Consider the following 20184-nt stretch of genomic DNA (forward strand, 5'->3'; position numbering starts at 1 on the left):
TTTATAAGAATCCGGCAACGTCCTGTTGCCGGATTTTTTTATGCCGCTCAATCAGGCTGTTGAGTGCCCCAGGAATAGTAGCCTGCGCGTTGTTACAGACGATGGACTGATTATAGATGACCGATGACAAACTCAGGCTCATAAAAGACAGGGAAATTCACCGATCTGGCAATAAAACAGACTTTGTGAATTTCATGATGAATAGCCATCGCTGAGTCGGGATCACTACCCGCTGCTAAGGTGATTTCAGGTCTCAGAATTGCCGAAACAAAGCGACCCGCGCCGCCTGGTAAAATTTCACCTGTCGCTATCGGTGAATCTTCATATTTCAGAACCGTGATCCCGGCATCTGACGCAAGATGCAGATACCAGAGCATGTGGCAGGCAGAAAGAGAGGAGATCAGGAGGTCTTCTGGATTCATTTTAGTGGCATCGCCACCCAGTAACGGATCATTGGAGCAGTGGATAATGTCTTTGCCGGTTATAGCGATGTCCCATGTCCTCGCATAGGCCTTATAGCCCGATGTGCCCGTACCCAGGTTACCGGTCCAGGATATACGCGATGTATAGTGATGTTCCATGTGCCGCCTCTCTTATTGATGATAAAAATGGACTCTCTGGATGAGGTGTTTCAGAAAAGCGAGTCAGTTCACACCTGTAAGCCAGGTTCACTTAATGCAGGACTGTGTTGCTGACGTCAGCGATAACGCAGCGCTGCAATGACTTCCGCCAGCGCCGGAGCCTGCTGATGGCGGCTGGCATAATAAAGATGATATCCCGGAAACTGCGGCCACCAGGGTTCAAGCACCGGAATAAGCTTACCCGATGTAAGATGCGGCTGTGCCAGATCCAGCGGGATATAAGCAAATCCCAGACCGTCCAGGGCCGCCTGCATCATAAGATAGGTGTTGTTAAAAACGGTCTGACCCGTCACCCGCACCGTTATCGGTTTCCCTTCCTGTTCAAAGTCCCAGGCATAGAGCCCTCCATGTGTCGGAAGCCTCAGGTTGATGCACTGATGTGCGGTTAAATCAGCGGGCACCGCAGGCAGGTTTTTTCCCTGCAGGTAGTCCGGTGAAGCCACCACAGCCATGTAAAAGTCCGGGCCAATCCTCACGGCGATCATGTCTTTATCGACGATATCACCCAGCCGGACGCCGGCATCAAACTGCTGCGCCACAATATCCGTCAGCGAATAATCGACACTCAGTTCTATCTGGATGTCCGGATAGCGTTTCAGCAAAGGCTGTAGCCGGGGCCAGAGGATGGAGTCGATAGCGTGATCGTGCGCGGTGATGCGCACGGTTCCTGCCGGCTTCTCACTCAGGGCGCGCAGAGCTACCAGCTCGCTGTCGAGGGTGCTCAGCATCGGCTGCAGGGTGCTAAACAGGCGTACCCCAGCCTGTGTAAGCGACACGCTGCGCGTGGTGCGCGTGGTGCGCGTCAGCAGTCTGACTCCCAGCCGTGCTTCCAGCGCCGTTATGGCATGACTCAGCCCGGAGCGTGACATGCCAAGCTGAGCGGCCGCACGGGTAAAGTTTTTCTCCCGCGCCACGATCGTGAAAGCGCGAAGGTCGTTCAGATTTTCAGCTGTCATTGTTGCATACCATGCACATAAGCATTCAGATTTACCTATCTTATCAACCAATCCTGCCAGGCCTACACTTAAAAAATGCCGGGTGTGATGTCCGCATCCGGCTTTTTCAGTTCTGAAAAACGGAGCCTGCATGAAGAGACTTGCCGTTGCTGCAGTGTCCCTGGCACTGTCTGTTTCAGTCACCTACGCAAAGGAGATCACCCCGATGATTACGATTATGCAAAGCGGAGCAAAACCCTCCGTCAAAGGTTCGTCAGACTATTTCACCGGAACGGTTCGTATTGATTCACCCTTTCAGGGCACTGAGCCTGCGCGTATCGGCGGGGCTACCGTGACGTTCGAGCCTTCTGCCCGCACGGCCTGGCATACGCATCCGCTGGGTCAGACGCTGATCGTGACGGCTGGCGCTGGCCTGGTGCAGGAGTGGGGTGGTCCGGTGCGTGAAATCCGGCCCGGCGACGTGGTATGGATACCGACCGGCGTTAAGCACTGGCATGGGGCAGCACCGGAAACGGCCATGACCCATATTGCCATCGCCGAAGCCCAGGACGGCAGGGTCGTTGACTGGATGGAGCAGGTCACGGATGAGCAGTATGCCTCAGCCGACAGGTCATGAACGTAATCTGATGAAACGGGGCCTCTGCTCCGTTGTCATGCTGTGTGCCGCGCTGGCTTTGCCGTTCAGCGCTGCCACTGCTTCCCTTCCTGACGCACCGAAAAGGACCGATATGATGTCTGAAACACAGGAACAGCCTCTCACTGCACAGCATAAAAACATGGCTGTTATTGCGGCCCGTGCCGCAGCGGGTAATCTGCCCGGGCTGAACAACGCTCTGCAGCAGGGACTGGATGCCGGACTGAGCATCAGTGACTGCCGTGAAATTCTGGTTCAGCTTTATGCTTATGCAGGTTTTCCCCGCAGCCTGAACGCGCTGGGCGAGCTGATGAAGGTCATCGATTCACGCAGAGCACAGGGCATTCATGACAATGAAGGCCGGCTGCCCGGTCCATTGCCAAAGCCAGAGGAGATGCTGGCAGCGGGCACCAAAAACCAGACCGCGCTGGTCGGAAAGCCGGTCAGCGGGCCCCTGTTCGGATTTGCCCCGGCTGCAGACGAGTATCTGAAGACGCATCTTTTCGGCGATATTTTCAGTCGTGACAATCTGGACTGGAAAAGCCGCGAGCTGGCTACCACAGGGATGCTGGCCGCCATGGCCGGCACCGAGCCGCAGCTGAAAGCACACCTGAATATAAGCATGAATGTGGGCGTGACGCAGTCTCAGCTTGCGGAGCTGGTGGCTTTCTTTATGGAGAATGACGAACAGGCCAGCGCTGACCGGCTGCAGGCAGCTCTCGATTCAGTCCTCGCCGGTTAAGTACATCCGTGTTCCGTACATTCTGTTCCTGTCCGGATCCCCGGCCGGAAAGTCATCACGATGCATTGAGCGTGTTACTGGCGGCGTTACGCAGCGTGGTGATGTCCCTTTTCGGAGCGACACCAAACATTCTTGTGTATTCGCGGCTGAATTGGGAGGGGCTTTCATAGCCGACGGTAAAGGCTGCGGTTGCCACATCCCGGTGTTCGTTCAGCATCAGACGCCGGGCTTCATTAAGCCGCAGCCATTTCTGATAACGCAGCGGACTCATGCCAGCCAGCTGCCTGAAATGATGATGGAAAGAGGGCGTACTCATCTGAACCCGGCTGGCAAGTTCCTCAACCCGCAGAGAGGACGCAAAGTTCACCTTGAGCCAGTCAATGGCTTTGCCGATCCGGTAGCCGTGCCCGTCCACTGCCGCTATCTGCCGGAGGCGATCGGACTGATCGCTCATTAAAAGCCGGTAATGGATTTCACGCTGAATAAGCGGGCCAAGCACCGGTATGGTTTCAGGTTCATCAAGCAGAGATAACAGACGACAGAACGGTTCCACTATTTTATCTGTGACCGTACCAATACCGACCCCGCATCCTGTTTCCTGTTTTCTTACGTTGGGCAGACATCCCTGCGCAATCAGCTCCATCAGCACCCGCTGGTCAAGCTTAAACGCGATACCCACACAGGGCCGATCGGGAGAGGCTGTGATGACCTCCGAGTTAGCAGGAATATCAAGAGAGGTAATCAGAAACTTATGTTGATCATATTCATAGGGCTCACCGCCAACCCACATAATCTTCGCGCCCTCTGCGACCAGAACGATACTGGGAGGGACAAGACAGTTATAGGGTGATGCGGGCTCATTCCGGCGGAATAAGTCCAGTCCGTCAATGGCCGTACAAAAATCGCCTGTGCAGGGTGTACGCTGAGCAATATCCAGCGACAGCCTACTCAGTAATTCACTGACCGGTTTGTCAGAAGCCATTTATTTATACCTCACATCGTCCAGTCACTTCCTGACGGTAATCTACAGACATCGCCTGATTAAATACACAGTCACCCAGCTGACTCATAGGATCAGGCAAGTAATACAGAGTATTTCAATAACGCATTTCAGTAATCACATCCAGAATAGCAACCATGAAATCAGGCCCGGAGAATAAATCTTCCGGAAGCGAAAGGCGTTCAGGGCGGCTTTCACTCTGCCAGACTGGGCATGCGATGAATGTTAAGGAACGCTACCGGGTAGATGACGGAAATATTCAGTTTGCCGGGGGGCTTTTTTCCGGTGAATAAGATCGGGTTAATTCAAAGTCAGCAAATGAGGGATATCGGTAATGCTACCTAATCACACTTCACATGATGAACAGTCAGGCAATATTAAATCCTGGGGTGCGGTTATTGCGATGTCGCTGGCGGCATTTGCGCTGGTCGCCTCGGAGTTTATGCCGGTCAGTCTTTTAACGCCACTGGCCGACGACCTGCATATATCAGAAGGCAAAGCGGGTACGGGAATTTCTGTATCCGGCTTATGCGCACTTGTCATGGCGCTGGTCATCGCACCCGTTGCGGCAAAAACAGAGCGAAAGCGGCTGCTCCTGAGCATGGTCATCGTCATGATCATGTCAGGAACCGTCGTCGCGTTTGCCCCAAACTATGAAATTTTCATGCTGGGCAGAGCCTTAATTGGGGTGGCGATTGGCGGATTCTGGTCACTGAGTGCCGCGACGGTTATCCGGCTGGTGCCTGAAAATAGCGTTCCGCGCGCACTGGCGATTGTTAACGGAGAAAATGCACTCGCCACCGTTATAGCTGCTCCTCTCGGCAGTTATCTGGGTGCCTTTATCGGCTGGCGCTGGGCTTTTTTCTCGGTTGTGCCCGTGGCGATGTTAGCCCTGGTCTGGATGATGGTGAGCATGCCGATCCTGACCAGAGTGGTAAATGCCTCGCGGCAGAGCAACGCCCTTAAATTACTGAAAAAGCCGCCGGTTGCGATGGGAATGCTGGCTGTTGCCGGCTTCTTTATGGGGCAGTTCATGCTCTTTACCTACCTGCGGCCTTTTCTTGAATCCGTCACACAGCTAGACGTTTCAATGGTTTCTTTCGTCCTCCTGCTGACGGGCCTTGGCGGGCTGGCAGGAACCTTTGTCATCGGAACTGTACTGGAACACGGCGGACTGTATAAAACCCTGATCGGCGTGCCGGTTTTGATGGGCATTATCGCTCTGCTGCTGACCGCTTACGGTCGTGACTTCACAGTCACTTCATCGCTGCTGGGCGTCTGGGGATTTATTGCCACGGCGACGCCTGTTGCCTGGTTTACGTGGATAGCCCGAACGGTGCCGGAAGATGTCGAAGCGGGAGGTGGCCTGTTTGTCGCCATCTGCCAGCTGGCGATTGCATCAGGTGGCATAGCGGGAGGCGTGCTTTTTGATCATTTCGGTTACCGCGCCACCTTTGAAATGAGCGCCGTGCTGCTCTTTATTACCGCAGCACTGGCCTGGGCAGCGGGGCTGGCTGCTAGAAATCACGCTGAATGTCAGGAGAGCAGGGTTAATAGAGACGGATTCTGTGAGGAGTCGGAATAACTTCCTCCATCAGCGCGATTTTAATTAAAAGATGCTTACTGGCTCAGGGAAAATATCTGCTTATTACGGAAGTGTGCGGCACTTTTCAGCTCGGTCATTATTAGTTGCTGTCAGGGTTGACAGATAGTCTGCCCGGCGTTGATCACGGTGAGATTAAATCCCTGAGCGATTAATAATAGAAGGGAATTATTAAAAATTTACTTTTTTATAATTTCACACACCCATGGTGTTACTGAAATCTTTATGCATGCGCCCTGAAATCGACAACTTTATTCACTATATGAAGGCTTAATACCATGACAATAAATATTGCTTCAAAAAGCTTTTTTAACGGCGCGCTTCTTGCGGGCGCGATGGCGATGATCTCCTCCGGGGAAGCCATGGCACAGAATACACCAGGCACATCAGATTCCCCGGTGCCGCTGGTTCAGACCTGGGATAAAACCTTTAAGGAGAGTAACAAAGTGGATCACCAGAAAGTAACGTTTAAAAACCGGTATGGCATTACTCTGGCCGCCGATGTTTATATTCCGAAAAACCGCGGCGATAAAAAGCTGGCTGCCATTGTCATTGCCGGGCCTTTTGGTGCGGTAAAAGAGCAGGCTTCCGGTCTCTATGCACAGACTATGGCTGAGCGCGGCTTTGTTACGCTGGCATTCGATCCCTCTTACACCGGCGAAAGCAGCGGCGAACCGCGTAATATCGCCTCACCGGATATTAATACCGAAGACTTTATGGCGGCTGTCGACTTCATTGGCTTACAGCCTTATGTCGATCGTGAACGTATCGGTGTTATCGGCATCTGTGGCATGGGCGGCATTGCACTGAACGCGGTGGCCGTTGATAAACGCGTCAAAGCGGTAGTCGCCAGCACCATGTATGACATGAGTCGTGTCATGTCCCGTGGTTACAATGACAGCGTGACGCCTGAACAGCGTGAACAGGCTCTTGAGAAGATGAGCCGTCAGCGCTGGGAAGATGCCGCTAACGGGAAACCGGCTTACCAGCCAGCTTACAACAAGTTAAAAGGCGGTGAAGCCAGATTCCTGGTTGAGTATGCCGATTACTACATGACACCACGCGGTTATCATCCCCGTGCGGTCAACTCCGGCAATTCCTGGTCAGTGACCACGCCAATGTCATTCATGAACTTCCCGCTGATGACCTATATTAAGGAAATTTCACCACGCCCTGTGCTGTTTATCCATGGTGATAAAGCGCACTCTCTTTATTTCTCTAAAACGGCGTATGAAGCAGCGGCTCAGCCAAAAGAACTGCTGATCGTGAAGGATGCGACGCATGTCGATCTATACGATCGCATGGATAAAATTCCGTTTGCGAAGATGACTGACTTCTTCAATCAATATCTGAAGAAGTAATCAGTGAGGCATGCAGTTGCTGCATGCCTTCACCTCCGGGAACCGGCAACAATACCGGTTCCTGTTCTGCCCTCTGAAAAGGTCCTGCCGACAGTGACAGCAAAAACCTGTAGCCTGATGTTACAATAAGGATCGGCAGGGCATCAGGTTGAGTGCAGAGAAGCGATCAGCGCTGGTTTGAGGATCTCTTAACCTGGAATGTCAGCTAATGCGCTGACTCTGCTCACGGCGATACTTATGATAATCCTCATCGCACTCGGCTGAGCAAAAAGCCGTTTCAGCCACGACAGCTTCATCTTTGCACCAGACGCATAAGCCGTTGGGACTGGTAAGTTTGCTCTTACGGGCTGCCAGCGAGGCGGCAAGATGCGCTTCTTCGCGCTCCTGAGCCAGATCAACATCATCCATAAATTTCCAGAGCCTCATTGAATTTCAAAGATCAAAACACAAACCGCTATGTACAGAGAAAGCGGTTGTGTAAACGAATGCGTAATTATACAGCAAATCAGGCTAATACTTAATCACAGCGCTATATTTCCATAGTCTTACACTGACTTTCAGAATTATCAGGAAACAGTGTGCCTGAGCCCACCCTTTCTTCCTTGCTCCCTTTAGAGCAGATATTAATAGTTTCTGTTAATCCGACTGGCCTGACTGAATTAATGTACCAGAGATGACTGTCAAAGCTGTCAGCTATTTGTTTGCATGTTTACTGACTGATGCCGGATTATTAAATGCTGTGTAACTATGCAAATACCCTGAAACAGTCGCTTTAAAATTGTATCAGAGCCAGCGTTATGCTTTATAAATTTCAGCGTCAGGTGGCGTTTGTCTCCATAACACCTTGCGCTGACCTGTTTTACACTTTTCAAGATTCGGCATCGAACCCACAGCTCTACTTTAAAAGTGTAAGAATTAATGCTTAGTGCATGATTTTCCCCTGATTTTAACTACAGTTGATATCACTCTGATTACATCACAATGGTTTTACGATGCCGACATCTTTAACCTCCACGCTTTATGCACGCATGCGGCTGCTGCTCTCCATCACTGCCGGACTGATATGCTATTTTCTGCTCTCCGATCAACCGGGGCAGATGCAGCGGTTACTGATAAGCTGGAATGTCTGGGCCTGGCTCTATCTTTGTATCCTCTGGTTTCGCATGCTGCGTACCGATGCGACGGGCATCAAACGCATTGCGCAACAGCAGGATCAGAGTGCTGCCCTGGTACTGGGCATTGTGATCGTGGCCTGTATGGTCAGCATTGTGGCCATCCTGAGTGAACTGCCCACGCTAAAAGGCCTTACCGGCACCCCGCGACTGCTGCATCTGTTGCTGACGGCAATGACGCTGATTGCATCCTGGGCCATGCTACCCAGCGCATTTGCAATGCACTATGCCCACCAGCACTATCTTTACCGGGATAACAGCGTGAGTCCGCTGATCTTTCCGGATAAAACGAAAAATCCTGGCTATTGGGATTTTCTCTACTTTTCATTCACCATCGCGGTTGCCTCGCAGACGGCAGATGTCGCCACTGGAACAACAGAAATGCGTAAGCTGACGTTATTACAGTCTGTTATCTCATTTATTTTTAACCTGGCTATTCTGGGCTTATCGGTCAATGTCGGCGCTGGTTTGCTTAATTAGGCAGTTTTGATCAATCGACAGTCGGGCAATGTTTATCCTGCGTGAGCTTCTGAAATAATCTGGTCACCTGTCGTGATTATAACAATGTGTAATAAGGTGTTAGCTACCTCTTCACCAGACACCCGCTGCCGTGTAAGTTCGTGGGTGATTTACGCTATTGTCCCCCTAATCCGATAAGGAGAAATAGAGTGAAAACCACCGCCATGGTCACTACCAGCCTGTTAATGCTGATGAGCAGTGTTCACGCTGAAGGTCTGACGACATCAGCAGAGGGTAATAAGCTTACCGTCAGCTTTGGTCAGCCCACCATCAAACAGGTGCTGCACTATCGCAAAATGTATGACAAAAAGCCGTTTCCGGATGCGGAGATTTATTACTACGATAATGGCACCTATAAGATCATTTCTCAGGGAGAAAACCATTACGGCGTTTATGTCATGCAGGGCAGGTTTGATGATGAAACCTTCACCGTACGCTTTATCTCACTGCCTTCATCTGACTGGGGCAATAAAACGGCCTTTCACCAGTTAACCTTTATCAGAAATGAAAAGCAGAACGTTTTTATTCAGAACGCGATTGTGGATACCGGCGAGGCCATCGCGCAGCAGAATGGCACCTATACGCAGGAAAAAAACAGCGTAACCAATCCGGTTTCTGCACGCTGGGAAAACAAATAAGTTTTGCTTAGCAGGTCTGACACGCTTTCAGCTTTGACCGGCTGCAGCCGGGCCGGTCACTGTTGTTCTCAAAAGATGAACAGCCGCAGTGTAATGCCTTATCCTTTTCCTCTCAGCCAGATGTCCCTGATGTGCCATTCCGGTTGTGTTTAAGGGCAGGGAAGTACACTACCGGTAATCAGTCTGTGAGTCATATCGCCAGCTTTTTACTGATACTAAACTCCATTCTTTCTGAATTTTATCAGGTCCCGAGGCGTAAATATGGACAGAGCTTTGCCCCTGCTGGATGCGCAGGATGTTACTTTTTCAGTCGGGGATAGCCAGTTACTGCGACCCATCTCTCTGCAGTTAAATCAGGGCGAATATGTGTTACTGACCGGTCCATCCGGCAGCGGAAAAAGCACGCTTCTGAAGATTCTTGCTTCACTCATTACCGCAACTACAGGCCAAATCTTCTTCAGGAATAGTGACATCACCACGCTTAAAGCGGAGACCTATCGTCAGCAGGTGTCGTACTGTTTTCAGACGCCACAACTGTTTGGTCAGACGGTTTATGACAATCTTGCGCTGCCCTGGCAGATTCGCCGTCAGAAGCCGCAGCGGGACAAGCTCGTTGCTGCGCTGGAAAGCGTTAATCTTTCTCCTGACATGCTGAATAAGCCGGTTGAACAACTTTCAGGCGGAGAAAAGCAGCGTGTCGGACTGCTCCGCAATCTGCAGTTTATGCCTGACGTACTGTTACTGGATGAAGTGACCAGCGCCCTTGATGAAGAGAACAGGCTGGCCGTACTTTCACTGATTAACCGGATTGCAGCTGAAGAAAAGGTGGCTGTGGTGCGGATCAGTCATGATGTCAGCGATATTAAGCAGGCTGGGCATGTGCTGCGCCTTGAGCCGCCAGAAAAGGAGAATGCGCGTGAATCAGCATAATATCAGTGACACCTCGCTGTTGCTGTCGCTGACGCTGGTCGTCATAGCACTGTTTATCAGCCAGAAAGAAAAACTGGGCATGGGCAAAGATATTGTCTGGAGTGTTTTTCGGGCCATCGTTCAACTGGTCATCGTCGGCTTTGTGCTGAAGTCGATTTTTGACGTCAATAACAGCTGGCTGACGGTCCTGATGGTGCTGTTTATCTGCGTGAATGCCGCGATCAACGCCCGCAAACGCGGTCGGAATATTGATAACGCCTTTGCGATAGCGTTTACCTCAATCTTCAGCGGCACCGTTATCACGCTGACGATTCTGGTACTGAGCGGCGCGATAGTGTTTGTGCCCATGCAGGTCATTCCCATTTCAGGCATGATCGCCGGGAATGCTATGGTTGCGGTAGGGCTCTGTTTCAGCAATCTGAATCAGCGCATCAGCGACAACCACCAGAAAATTATGGAGATGCTGAGCCTGGGTGCATCGGTGAAGCTTGCCTCAGGCCGGATTATTGCTGACAGCATTCGCACCGCGATGATCCCGACAGTGGATGCAGCTAAAACCGTCGGGCTGGTCAGCCTGCCCGGTATGATGTCCGGACTGATTTTCGCCGGAATCGATCCGCTAAAGGCCATTAAGTATCAGATTATGGTGACCTTTATGCTGATAGGCACCGCCAGCCTGTCAACTATCACCGCAGTCTGGTTATCCTATCGCCGGTTTTATAATGCCAGGGCGCAGCTGAAGATACCGGGTGCAAAGCCGGACTGATAGTGCTGATGGTTGTGGTAAAAATCATGGCCAATGAAAAAATCTTTCTTTAAATCAGCATTACATATGCAGGCCTGCGGATGAGATCAGGCCTGAGGGAAATAGTGGGTGACTCCGTTTCCCGTATTAAGATTGCTTTCATAAAGGACATGGATTGTCCCTGAATGCCGAACTGATAACGCAGAGTCAGTTAATGGAATTAGTTACATCATACTTAGCGTTAATGATCTGGAGTGTTCCATAAATCATACTCAGCAGTTATTTAGCCTGGCAGTATGTCAGATTTCCTGAAACAGGGTTTAGCAGCTGCTGAAGTTACTACTACAGTGAAATTATGTGGCCCGAATTCTCAGCCCACGATATTTTAAGGCGGTGAACAGGGCCGGAGTACACCTCAGTCTCTCAGGATGGCGTTAATAATGGTCATGCCTGCCGCATTGCTACGTTTGGTAACGCGAAGCATTCCACCACCAAAATAATTCCCCGCAGGCTCACACACTTTTATGCGTCTTTGCAGATCGGGATCGTTAACATCTACGCCAGAACAGCTGTTACGACTGCCGCCCGAAAACTCGCTATATGCTGTATAGGTGCTGGTGGTACCGGGAAGTATCCAGATTACGGTGGTGAGCAGCATATAACCTATAAAGATAACCATCAGAATGGCCCCTGCGGAAAGTTTGATGTTATCCATCAGGCCTTTCACAGCCTCTCCCTTACCCCATTTTTTTATAATTAAAAAAACCGCCAGTCCCAGAGGCAGGACGCCGCACCATAGTGCGTTAAGTGTGGGTTGTGCCAGAAAGGTCGTGCGGTCGATTTCATTGCGCCACACAAAAAAAGTAAATATGCAGCCTAACGCACTGGTGATTATCAGCGCTAAACGAGGTGTCGAACAGGAATTCATCAGAAACTCTCTCCATGAGTCAGTTTTAAGCAGTATGAGTCACGCGATTAATTCCGCGATCGGCACGTTGCCTGAACCTGCAGGTAGTGTGGTGAGTCATAGATCGGCGAAAGTATTTTGCGGCTAAAGATTATCACGCAGCTCTTCCGATAGACAAATAGCATGAACTTTATTTATGTTTTAACTCGTTCCACAACATGAGGAGAGCGAAATGATTGTCAGAACATGGCACGGATGCGTACCGCTCAGGCATGCAGAAGGCTTTGCGACTCACCTGCAAAAGACCGGTGTAGAGCATTCAGAAGGCACACCAGGCAATCTGGGAGCCTGTGTGCGCAGGGAAACGCAGGGTGAATGGGAGCATTTTTTTCTTGCTACATACTGGGAAGACTTAGAGGCAATCAAAGCCTTTGCAGGCGAACGGTATCAGATTGCCGTGACATATCCGGATGACGAGCAGTTTGAACTATTATCAGATCCCTACGTTTTCCAGCACCACGTGCAGAAAGCAACTCCTTTGTAGTTATTTCCCTGCTACCGCCCGGCGGCGGCTTGTGTCTGATTCAGAACATTTCCTCAGAAGACTTATTGGCCTGCAATAGGTAGAAAACAAAACCTTTTAATTGTAGATTGATCGATCTACAATCGGTCGTCAGAACAGGAGAGACTCATGAAATCATCTGCAGGCAGACCCAGAGAGTTTGATCCAGACGTGTTCCTCAACACGGCACTTAACTGCTTCTGGCAGAATGGCTATCAGGCCACATCCATGGCTGATCTGATGAAAGCTTCAGGACTGGCCAGTGCCAGCATCTATAAACTTTACCCGGATAAGCGCGCTATCTATCTTGCAGCTTTGCAGCGCTATATGGATGAGGGCACTTTAAGAACAAAAAAACGAACCGCAGAAATGTCGCCAGAAGCCGCCTTGCGAGAGATGCTAGAATTTGCTGCTCAGTTATCCTCCGCGCCTGCCGGAGAAAGAGGCTGTTTTACAATTGCCGCAGCCAGTGAGCTTTTGCCTGGTGATGAAGAGGTTAAAGCCAAAGTTTCTGCAAAATTTAAAAATATAATCAACGAATTAGAGTGCATATTACTCAGAGGACAGCAACAACACGTTTTTCGCCGTGATGAAGAAGCGAGAGTAGTAGCAAAAAGTCTTTTCATGATGATTGAGGGTATGCGGATATATGGAAAGATTCAGCCAGAAATTGAAGATATCCGAAGAAGTAATGATTTTATTATCAGAACACTACTTTTAAACGCCAATACTGGCGCAGCTAAGGCATCATCATGATCGCGACCGGCACTATTGTCCGGCGGAGAAAAAGAAGAAAAACAATGATTGTGCTGGAATGCTCAGACAATATGATTCTATGTGGTTGGATCGATAAAGGACGGTTCTTTAAAAGAAGCTTCCCGCGTTCTGAACTTGAGATATGCGTCCCTTATTCAAATTTCTGGTCACTAACGTAAAAGTGGCACAATGACTAGTATCCAGGATGACAGCTGGCGTTAATTATGCCTGGGCAGTTTGTATCGCAGCGAGCTTTCCGGATTATGAGGTGCCCAGATTAAAGAAAGCAGTCATCTTTCGTAATTTTACTGTATCAGTCCAGTCAGAACCATTAACACAGGTCAAAAATCAATCCCTTGTTAAATATCGAAATATTCACTCAACATCTTACATTGCTCATCATGATAAAAGGTGTAAGTATCTCAATTAAATTGCGGCTAAAATTTTCAATTGGATTATTGTTCAAATTCTGGCGATTGCCGGACAACACCCTGTCCGGCAATCGGCTATTTTACATCAGCACTAAAGCTCAGCTTAATTCTGCGCCGGCTGGGCCTGCTGATTTTTCTCCGCCTCTTTCTGTTTTTTCTTCGCCATATGATGACCGACTGCGCAACCCGCCGCGGCACCGGCAACACCATGATGATGAGCAACATGACCTGCCACACCGCCGACTGCGGCGCCTTTCAGACATCCTTCGGCGTTAGCCTGTAAATTCACAGACAAAAACAGACCGGTAGCCATAACAATAACTGATAATTTTTTCATCTTTTTTATATCCTGATAGTCAGAGTTGCAGGTTGAACTCCGCTCAGCATAGTCAGGCATCAGGGTGTTTCGCTCGCCAGGATACAGGAATCACGAAGTTAGTTACCTGTCGTTACGCTTTTCACAGAATAAACGAAATGGGTCCTGTATTTTTAATCAGGATCACGGCAACCCGTCTGTCACCCGAAAAGACTGGCGCGGAGGCTCTGCGGAGAAACTCACTTTATCTGCCTGTAACGTGAAATGGTGGCCCTATGATGATATGCCTCAAATGCCTGACATCGGGGTGACCGCTATTCACTGGCGGGCAGGGGTTATATGCTGATTATTAAACGACAGGTAAACAACTTTGCAGATTTATTATTTAAATAGTCTTCGTTTAATCTGCGAGTATATTCTGACGACTGCCTTTCTCTTAATAAATTCTTAATGTTGTTGAGTTATAAATAATTGGCTAAGTTCAGTAAAAATAAAACAAATAAAACTTGAACCCAAATGAGAAAAGTTGTTTATATGTGACTATCCGGAGAGGCAGCCAAAAGCACCTGTTTATTCCATTTTCTCACGTCAATATATAAACAAAACCTAAATCAATAACTTTGATGAAATATCTTTAGTTCTGTTGAGCCTGGCGTTAACTTTCAGCATTATACTGACCTGGCTAGCTCACTGACAGGCTGGCAGAGCGTGAGCGACTGATCCAGAATTAAATCTTATTTTTCCGGTCTACTCGCCATAAATAGTTTAACCACAACATTCATTTATTTATTTGATTAGCTTTCTGTTCGGGAAAACGTTTGTTAATGCTTTCCTTTCTTCAACCAGCGTGAATGGCACTATCATGAAAAATATCCTTATTACCGGTTCTACAGGGTTTTTAGGCGGGGCTGTCGTAGCAAATCTTTTGCAGAGCAGAGTTCAGGATCGACTACTGCTGCTGGTCAGAGGCGAGACCGTTGACGAAGGGTTAAACAGGCTTAAAGCCAACCTGAAGAACTTTGGCTTAAATGAGTCAGTAATCAATACGATAGCACCTGAAAATATTATTCTGGGTGATCTGGCGTTTACGGACGATTTTATTCATGACGCCCGACTTAATGACGTTACCCATGTCATTAACTGCGCCGCTGTCGCCTCATTTGGTAACAATCCCACCATCTGGAAAGTGAACGTCGAGGGCACGTTCCGGTTTGCCGAACGAATGAGCCGTGTTGAAGGATTGATGAAATTCATCCACGTTGGAACCGCGATGTCCTGTGCGCCGGAACCCGGCTCACTGGTCACTGAGGGCGGCCTCAACTCCAGCCGGGATCAGCATGTCGTTGAATACACCTGGAGTAAGGCTTCGATTGAAAAGCTGATGACAGAGAAGTTGCCAGGCCTGCCACTGGTGATTGCCCGTCCGTCGATTGTGGTGGGTCATTCCGATCAGGGATGCCTGCCTTCAGCCAGCATTTTCTGGGTATTCAGGATGGCACTGGCGTTGGGTAAATTCACCTGCGACCTCGACGATCGTATTGATGTGGTTCCGGTTGATTACTGCGCGGATGCACTGGTTCTTCTGCTTGACGCAGAAAACGTCATTAATGAAGTCATTCACATTTCTGCCGGAACACACAGCAGTGTTACGTTTGCAGAGATAGACGAGGCGATGGCCAGAGCGTCAGGAAACAAGGCGCTGGGTGTGGATTATCAGAAGGTGTCCTATAAACAGCTGTCAGATAGCAGAAGAACGTTTAAGGATCTGTTTGGACCCTGCAATGAACGCATCATGCTGCGCGCAATGAACCTGTATGGCCACTTCTCAAACCTGAATGTGGTGTTTGATAACTCCAAACTGCTACAGCTTGGCATGAATAAGCCTTCCAGATTTACCGATTACCTGGACCGCTGTGTGCTGACAACACGTGATTCAACGATTGCCGAATTGATGCAGGTTGACTTTAAGTAGTTGAAAATTAAGTGGAAGAGTGTGGTATGAGGAAAAAAGCGCTTCCAGCCGGAAGCGCTTGTGTTGATTAAAACGTCATGGTCAGACCGGCATAATAAGCACGGCCTGGCTCGTTATAGGTCGATGCCCCATCCGCTTCCCGGTAGAGCTGCTTATCCAGCAGGTTATTAATACCGGCATTGGCACGCAGATTTTTGGTAATGTCGTAATTGAAATTAACCCCGAATACCGAGTAAGCCCCGACTTCACGATTCGACATTGAGCCATTTTCTGTGCGGGATTCCGCATACTGGCGAGGTTTCTGGCGGCCATACATTGTCCAGTTTAGGTTAGTAGAGAAATCCTGCGTCACCTGCCAGTCCAGCATGGAGTTGATGGTGTATTCCGGGATAATCGACAGCGGATTGCCGGTCTTTTTATCCTTTGACTGGATCATGTAAGTGGCATTAGTCCGCCACTCAAGTTCATCACTGACCAGCGGTATCGTAACGTTACCCTCCAGACCTTCAACGACTGCTTTGCCGCCGTTGCTCCACTGCAGAATATTGTTGCCATTAGAGGCGTAACCCAGCACATCGGTCCCGGCGACGATCTTGTTCTTGTAGTCATTGCGGAACCAGGTAAGACCCGCAACATAGCCATCCTGACTGAACTCGATACCCAGCTCTTTATTGACGCTGACTTCAGGATCAAGATTTTGATTACCCAGCAGATAACAGCTGCCGCTCGTTACATTGACCGGGCAGCCATTGCCTCGTGTAGCCAGCAAATAGCCTTCACTGGACTGATAGAGGTTAGGGGCTTTGAATGCGCGGGCGATACCCGCTTTCAGGGTAAAACTTTCTCCCAGCGCCTGAGAAATATTCAGCGACGGACTCCAGTTCGCCCCGAAAGTATCGTGATAATCAAAGCGCAGACCTGGGATCACCTCAGTGCTGTCGGTCGCGGCTATGTTATCTTCAAAATAGAGCGAACTCAGCGTCGCGCTGTTTTTGCTATTGCGGCTGCCCGCATCACCACTGATACCATCAATCGAAACGCCCGGCGCACTGGTGCCGTTCATGGAGTTGGGATCGTTCAGCTCATCACGGTTCCACTCAGCGCCCAGCGTAACGGTCTGTTCACGCAGCAATTCCAGCGGGAAGCTGACTTCACCTCCCGCCCGGTAACTTTCAAAGCGACTGGTCGAAAACGTATTGCTGTTGATTCGACCTTCACCCGCGCCCGCGGTGCCTTCGTTCAGACGGGTATTGTTCGTCTTCTCATAGTTAAAGGTCAGTTTTGACTGTCCCCAGTCCCAGATACCGTTGTGGGCCAGGCCCCAGGTCTGACGATAAAGACGATTAGTTTCTGACCCGTCGAGAGATTCGATAAGCGCATTACCGGCCCCGTTGCTGTACTGGGTATCCCCGGCGTAAATATTGCCCTGACGACTGTAGCCATAGCTGAAATCCAGCACCTGCAATGGCGTAATCTTCCAGGACAACACGCTGTTAATGTCTTTGTTGCGAACGCCTTCACGGCCGGCCGCGCCGGAGCCGTTATGCGACTGATTGATATCGAAAGCATCGCTGTCGGTTTTATTGATGTTGCCATAAAGCCGCATAGTCAGAGCATCGCCCGCCAGCGGGCCACTCAGGTTAAAGTTGGCGCGTCGGGTTGCCCCTTCTTTATCATCTTCCGGCTGGTTGGTGTAGAGCGACAGCGATCCGCTCCAGTCATTTGTCGGACGTTTGGTAATGATGTTAACCACACCGCCAGAAGCGCCTGAACCGTAACGGGCTGCCGCCGGTCCACGAATAACTTCAATCCGTTCAACCATTTCCGGCGGTACCCAGTTAGAGTCGCCACGGGAATCACGCTCGCCGCGCCAGCTGTAACGCACTGAATTGCGTGAGGTCGTTGGCACACCGTCGATCAGAATCAACGTGTTTTCCGGCCCCATGCCGCGAATATCGATTTGACGATTGTTACCGCGTACACCATTGGCGCTGTTACCGGTGAGATTGACGCCCGGCATTTTACGGATGATGTCGGAGAGGTCGTTGACCGGCGGATTCTTTTCAATGTCCTGTGAGGTAATGACTGAAACACCGGGCTGCTGTTTTAACTCCTGTTCAGCGGTGACCAGCATCGTTTCATCATCAGCCAGCTTTTCTGTCTCTTCCTGAGTAGCGCCGTTAGCAGAAGTACTCAACAAACCAGCCAGCAACAGTGCGGCAGGGCGCTTATGGACACGCGTGGTTACATTCACTTAGAAAATCTCCCTGAATCGTTAAGGTATGTAAGCAAATGCGTATGATAATGATAATAGTTATCATTGTATATCTCGGTAAGGCATCTTTACATCCCCTGACAGTGGGCTGCTTATTCATCAGCTGATCGCTCAGATGAGCAAAACAGGTCGCAAAAACGCTTCTTTGTCATGACCCGAAAAGTCTCTCAGAATGGCTCAGAATACGTCATTGTGACTCCAGACTTATTAGGTCTGGAGTCATAGCTTAACGGTGGGTAGAATGGCGGCTCTGAAACGGGCAACAGGTAATGATGTGTTAACAGATTCGACAATAACTGCAGCGCGCTCAGCACATGTTGGTCGTCATGTCCTTGTCTGGCTGGAGCAGGTTAAAGCAGCTTCGCTGAGCGAACTGGATAATTTTGGTGATGAAGGCACGGTAGAGCAGGTGATGAAGGTCTGGGTAAAACTGTCACTGTTGATCAGCCGGCGGCGTCCTGAAATCGCCGTTTCGTCTCTGCTGAAACATGTTCTGCCCAACATCGGATCGCAGCCGCTCAAAACGCTGAACCGTCTGCGCCTCAACCGGCTTTACAACATTCTGATTGCCGACGGTAAAAAGGAGGAGGCGCGTCGGGTGTTCGCGCTGACCAAACAATTCCTCGCCTGGGCCGAGATGCAGGGCTATCTCGATCACTCGCCTATTGCCTCAATGAAAAAACGGGATGTCGCAGGTCGTGCTACGCCACCGCGCAGCCGGCAACTGACCGATGCGGAAATCTGGGTTTTCTGGCACGGCCTGGATAACTGGGCATTATCGGAGCAGGCGCGCTGGGCGCTGCGTTTATGTCTGGTCAGCGCCCGACGGCCGGACGAGATTGTGCAGGCGCAGAAATCGGAATTCGATCTGCAGTTAGGATTGTGGATGCAGGGCATCCGCAACAAATCACAGCGCGAGCATATACTGCCGATTTCGCCACTGATGCGACAGTGCATCGATGCGTTACTTAATGCCGCCGATCCGGACTCGCCCTGGCTGGTGCCCGCACCACGCGATCCCCAACAGCCGCTGTCAAAAGGCGCGCTGAATCAGGCGCTTCGCCGGGTGATCCGCGCTCCGCGTGGGCTGGGACTGGAGCCGTTTACCCCGAGGGATCTGCGCCGCACCGCCCGATCAAAACTTTCTGCCCTCGACACGCCTAATGATGTCGCCCGCAAAATCATGAACCATGCGCTGGAAGGGATCGATCGGGTCTATGATACCCATGACTATCTGAGCCAGATGCGCAGCGCCATGAATACCTTTTCGGATGCGGTTAAGCAGATTATTGAATGCGAAAGCTATCATCTGCTGCGACATCGCTATGATGGCGAGACTCTCACTTTGAGCAATCTCTCCATCATGGCGATGTCACGCTGACGTTGCTGTTTTCACGATCAGAAGTGGTAGCGCAGCCAGGCAAAATAGACGTTACCGTTATTATGCGTACCCGGTATGTAGGTCATCTGAAAATCGAGATCGCCATAGCCGATTGAGGCCAGCGGCAGCAATGCTGGCACCGGTATATAGTCCCAGTTATGCCGGGCGGTGACGCCTGCCGTGTAACCTGCACCCCAGTGAAAATTCTGGTCAGCCAGCGGACGCCATGTCGCTACCCAGCCATAACCCCCAAAGGGCTCCCATTTATTGAAGGAGTCCTTGAACGCCATTAAATAGATGCCGTTCCAGTTGCCTTTTTCATCGTAGCGGGAGATCCCCCCACCTGCACCCCAGGGCCTTTCATTATATTTATTGATGTGTTCCCGATCGTACGTGGCACGGTTATGCCACGTAATCGCGGGCACATAAAAGTCGATTCCCTCTGGCTGCTGCCATGTTGTGGCAACCTTATCACTGAAGCTTTCCCAGCCTGCGCTGACATTCTGAACCAGCGTGGCGGAGTGAGCTGTAAAAGCAGTGAAAACGGTGGTTGTCATCATCAGCGCTTTAAGAGTTAAAGTTTTGCGCATGTGCGAATACCTGCAAAGTCTGGTGTTAAATAAGGAAATAAAAGCATCAAGGC

At 50.2% G+C, this 20184-nt stretch carries 20 protein-coding genes; 12 read left to right on the top strand and 8 right to left on the bottom strand.

The genetic code is table 11. The features are described from left to right. Positions 1–110: 110 nt before the first annotated feature. Positions 111–581 carry an OsmC family protein gene (locus EGO56_RS19605; protein ID WP_110332198.1) on the bottom strand — a complete coding sequence of 157 codons (471 nt, stop codon included), beginning with the start codon at positions 579–581 and terminating at the stop codon, positions 111–113. Between the two features lie 116 nt (positions 582–697). Beyond that, positions 698–1597 (bottom strand): LysR family transcriptional regulator, encoded by a 900-nt coding sequence (locus EGO56_RS19610; protein WP_135910733.1) that lies wholly within the window; start codon positions 1595–1597, stop codon positions 698–700. A gap of 130 nt (positions 1598–1727) precedes the next feature. On the opposite strand from EGO56_RS19610, the gene EGO56_RS19615 reads away from it, so the two are divergent. Then, the gene (locus tag EGO56_RS19615) at positions 1728–2213 is read left to right on the top strand and encodes a (R)-mandelonitrile lyase (RefSeq protein WP_135910734.1); all 486 of its coding nucleotides are present in this window, start codon (positions 1728–1730) and stop codon (positions 2211–2213) included. Positions 2214–2373: 160 nt separating this feature from the next. Beyond that, the gene (locus EGO56_RS19620; protein WP_475483668.1) at positions 2374–2973 is read left to right on the top strand and encodes a carboxymuconolactone decarboxylase family protein; all 600 of its coding nucleotides are present in this window, start codon (positions 2374–2376) and stop codon (positions 2971–2973) included. 55 nt (positions 2974–3028) lie between these two features. Here the strand turns inward: EGO56_RS19620 and EGO56_RS19625 are convergent, their stop codons facing one another. Continuing rightward, complete coding sequence (locus EGO56_RS19625) at positions 3029–3955, bottom strand: AraC family transcriptional regulator (RefSeq protein WP_135910736.1); 927 nt, start codon at positions 3953–3955, stop codon at positions 3029–3031. Between the two features lie 352 nt (positions 3956–4307). On the opposite strand from EGO56_RS19625, the gene EGO56_RS19630 reads away from it, so the two are divergent. After that, positions 4308–5558, top strand: a complete 1251-nt coding sequence (locus EGO56_RS19630; RefSeq protein WP_135910737.1) for an MFS transporter — start codon at positions 4308–4310, stop codon at positions 5556–5558. Between the two features lie 296 nt (positions 5559–5854). After that, positions 5855–6937 (top strand): alpha/beta hydrolase, encoded by a 1083-nt coding sequence (locus tag EGO56_RS19635; protein ID WP_167493459.1) that lies wholly within the window; start codon positions 5855–5857, stop codon positions 6935–6937. Positions 6938–7138: 201 nt separating this feature from the next. On the opposite strand, the gene EGO56_RS19640 is transcribed toward EGO56_RS19635, so the two are convergent. Next, positions 7139–7345 carry a TraR/DksA C4-type zinc finger protein gene (locus tag EGO56_RS19640; RefSeq protein ID WP_033735188.1) on the bottom strand — a complete coding sequence of 69 codons (207 nt, stop codon included), beginning with the start codon at positions 7343–7345 and terminating at the stop codon, positions 7139–7141. A 584-nt stretch (positions 7346–7929) separates the two neighbouring features. Between EGO56_RS19640 and EGO56_RS19645 the strand changes: the two genes are divergently transcribed. From EGO56_RS19645 to fetB, 4 genes are all read left to right on the top strand, one after another. Beyond that, complete coding sequence (locus EGO56_RS19645) at positions 7930–8589, top strand: DUF1345 domain-containing protein (RefSeq protein ID WP_135910738.1); 660 nt, start codon at positions 7930–7932, stop codon at positions 8587–8589. A gap of 203 nt (positions 8590–8792) precedes the next feature. Continuing rightward, positions 8793–9266, top strand: coding sequence for a hypothetical protein (locus EGO56_RS19650; protein WP_185948893.1), 474 nt, complete (start codon positions 8793–8795; stop codon positions 9264–9266). A 261-nt stretch (positions 9267–9527) separates the two neighbouring features. After that, positions 9528–10196, top strand: coding sequence for an iron efflux ABC transporter ATP-binding subunit FetA (gene fetA / locus EGO56_RS19655; protein WP_135910740.1), 669 nt, complete (start codon positions 9528–9530; stop codon positions 10194–10196). Further along, positions 10183–10962 carry an iron efflux ABC transporter permease subunit FetB gene (gene fetB, locus EGO56_RS19660; protein ID WP_135910741.1) on the top strand — a complete coding sequence of 260 codons (780 nt, stop codon included), beginning with the start codon at positions 10183–10185 and terminating at the stop codon, positions 10960–10962. The genes fetA and fetB overlap by 14 nt, the downstream gene beginning before the upstream one ends. A gap of 394 nt (positions 10963–11356) precedes the next feature. On the opposite strand, the gene EGO56_RS19665 is transcribed toward fetB, so the two are convergent. Beyond that, a complete protein-coding gene (locus EGO56_RS19665) occupies positions 11357–11869 on the bottom strand; it encodes a hypothetical protein (protein ID WP_135910742.1) in 513 nt (170 codons plus the stop codon). A gap of 211 nt (positions 11870–12080) precedes the next feature. On the opposite strand from EGO56_RS19665, the gene EGO56_RS19670 reads away from it, so the two are divergent. Both EGO56_RS19670 and EGO56_RS19675 read left to right on the top strand, forming a co-directional pair. Continuing rightward, positions 12081–12392, top strand: coding sequence for an antibiotic biosynthesis monooxygenase family protein (locus EGO56_RS19670; RefSeq protein WP_135910743.1), 312 nt, complete (start codon positions 12081–12083; stop codon positions 12390–12392). A 147-nt stretch (positions 12393–12539) separates the two neighbouring features. Beyond that, positions 12540–13166, top strand: coding sequence for a TetR/AcrR family transcriptional regulator (locus tag EGO56_RS19675; RefSeq protein WP_135910744.1), 627 nt, complete (start codon positions 12540–12542; stop codon positions 13164–13166). Positions 13167–13700: 534 nt separating this feature from the next. Here EGO56_RS19675 and EGO56_RS19685 read toward each other — a convergent pair. After that, the gene (locus EGO56_RS19685) at positions 13701–13934 is read right to left on the bottom strand and encodes a hypothetical protein (RefSeq protein ID WP_033735179.1); all 234 of its coding nucleotides are present in this window, start codon (positions 13932–13934) and stop codon (positions 13701–13703) included. Positions 13935–14775: 841 nt separating this feature from the next. Between EGO56_RS19685 and EGO56_RS19690 the strand changes: the two genes are divergently transcribed. Then, the gene (locus tag EGO56_RS19690) at positions 14776–15885 is read left to right on the top strand and encodes an SDR family oxidoreductase (protein WP_135910746.1); all 1110 of its coding nucleotides are present in this window, start codon (positions 14776–14778) and stop codon (positions 15883–15885) included. A 67-nt stretch (positions 15886–15952) separates the two neighbouring features. Here the strand turns inward: EGO56_RS19690 and EGO56_RS19695 are convergent, their stop codons facing one another. After that, entirely contained in the window at positions 15953–18139 is a 2187-nt protein-coding gene (locus tag EGO56_RS19695) for a TonB-dependent siderophore receptor (RefSeq protein WP_135910747.1), read from the bottom strand. A 262-nt stretch (positions 18140–18401) separates the two neighbouring features. Here EGO56_RS19695 and EGO56_RS19700 point away from each other — a divergent pair, with 262 nt between their 5' ends. Then, complete coding sequence (locus EGO56_RS19700; RefSeq protein WP_238349041.1) at positions 18402–19541, top strand: tyrosine-type recombinase/integrase; 1140 nt, start codon at positions 18402–18404, stop codon at positions 19539–19541. Positions 19542–19558: 17 nt separating this feature from the next. Here EGO56_RS19700 and pagP read toward each other — a convergent pair whose 3' ends face one another. Beyond that, complete coding sequence (pagP, locus tag EGO56_RS19705) at positions 19559–20131, bottom strand: lipid IV(A) palmitoyltransferase PagP (protein WP_135910748.1); 573 nt, start codon at positions 20129–20131, stop codon at positions 19559–19561. Positions 20132–20184 lie beyond the last annotated feature (53 nt).

This window comes from Pantoea vagans (assembly GCF_004792415.1).
In the GTDB taxonomy this organism is placed as follows: Bacteria; Pseudomonadota; Gammaproteobacteria; order Enterobacterales; family Enterobacteriaceae; genus Pantoea; species Pantoea vagans.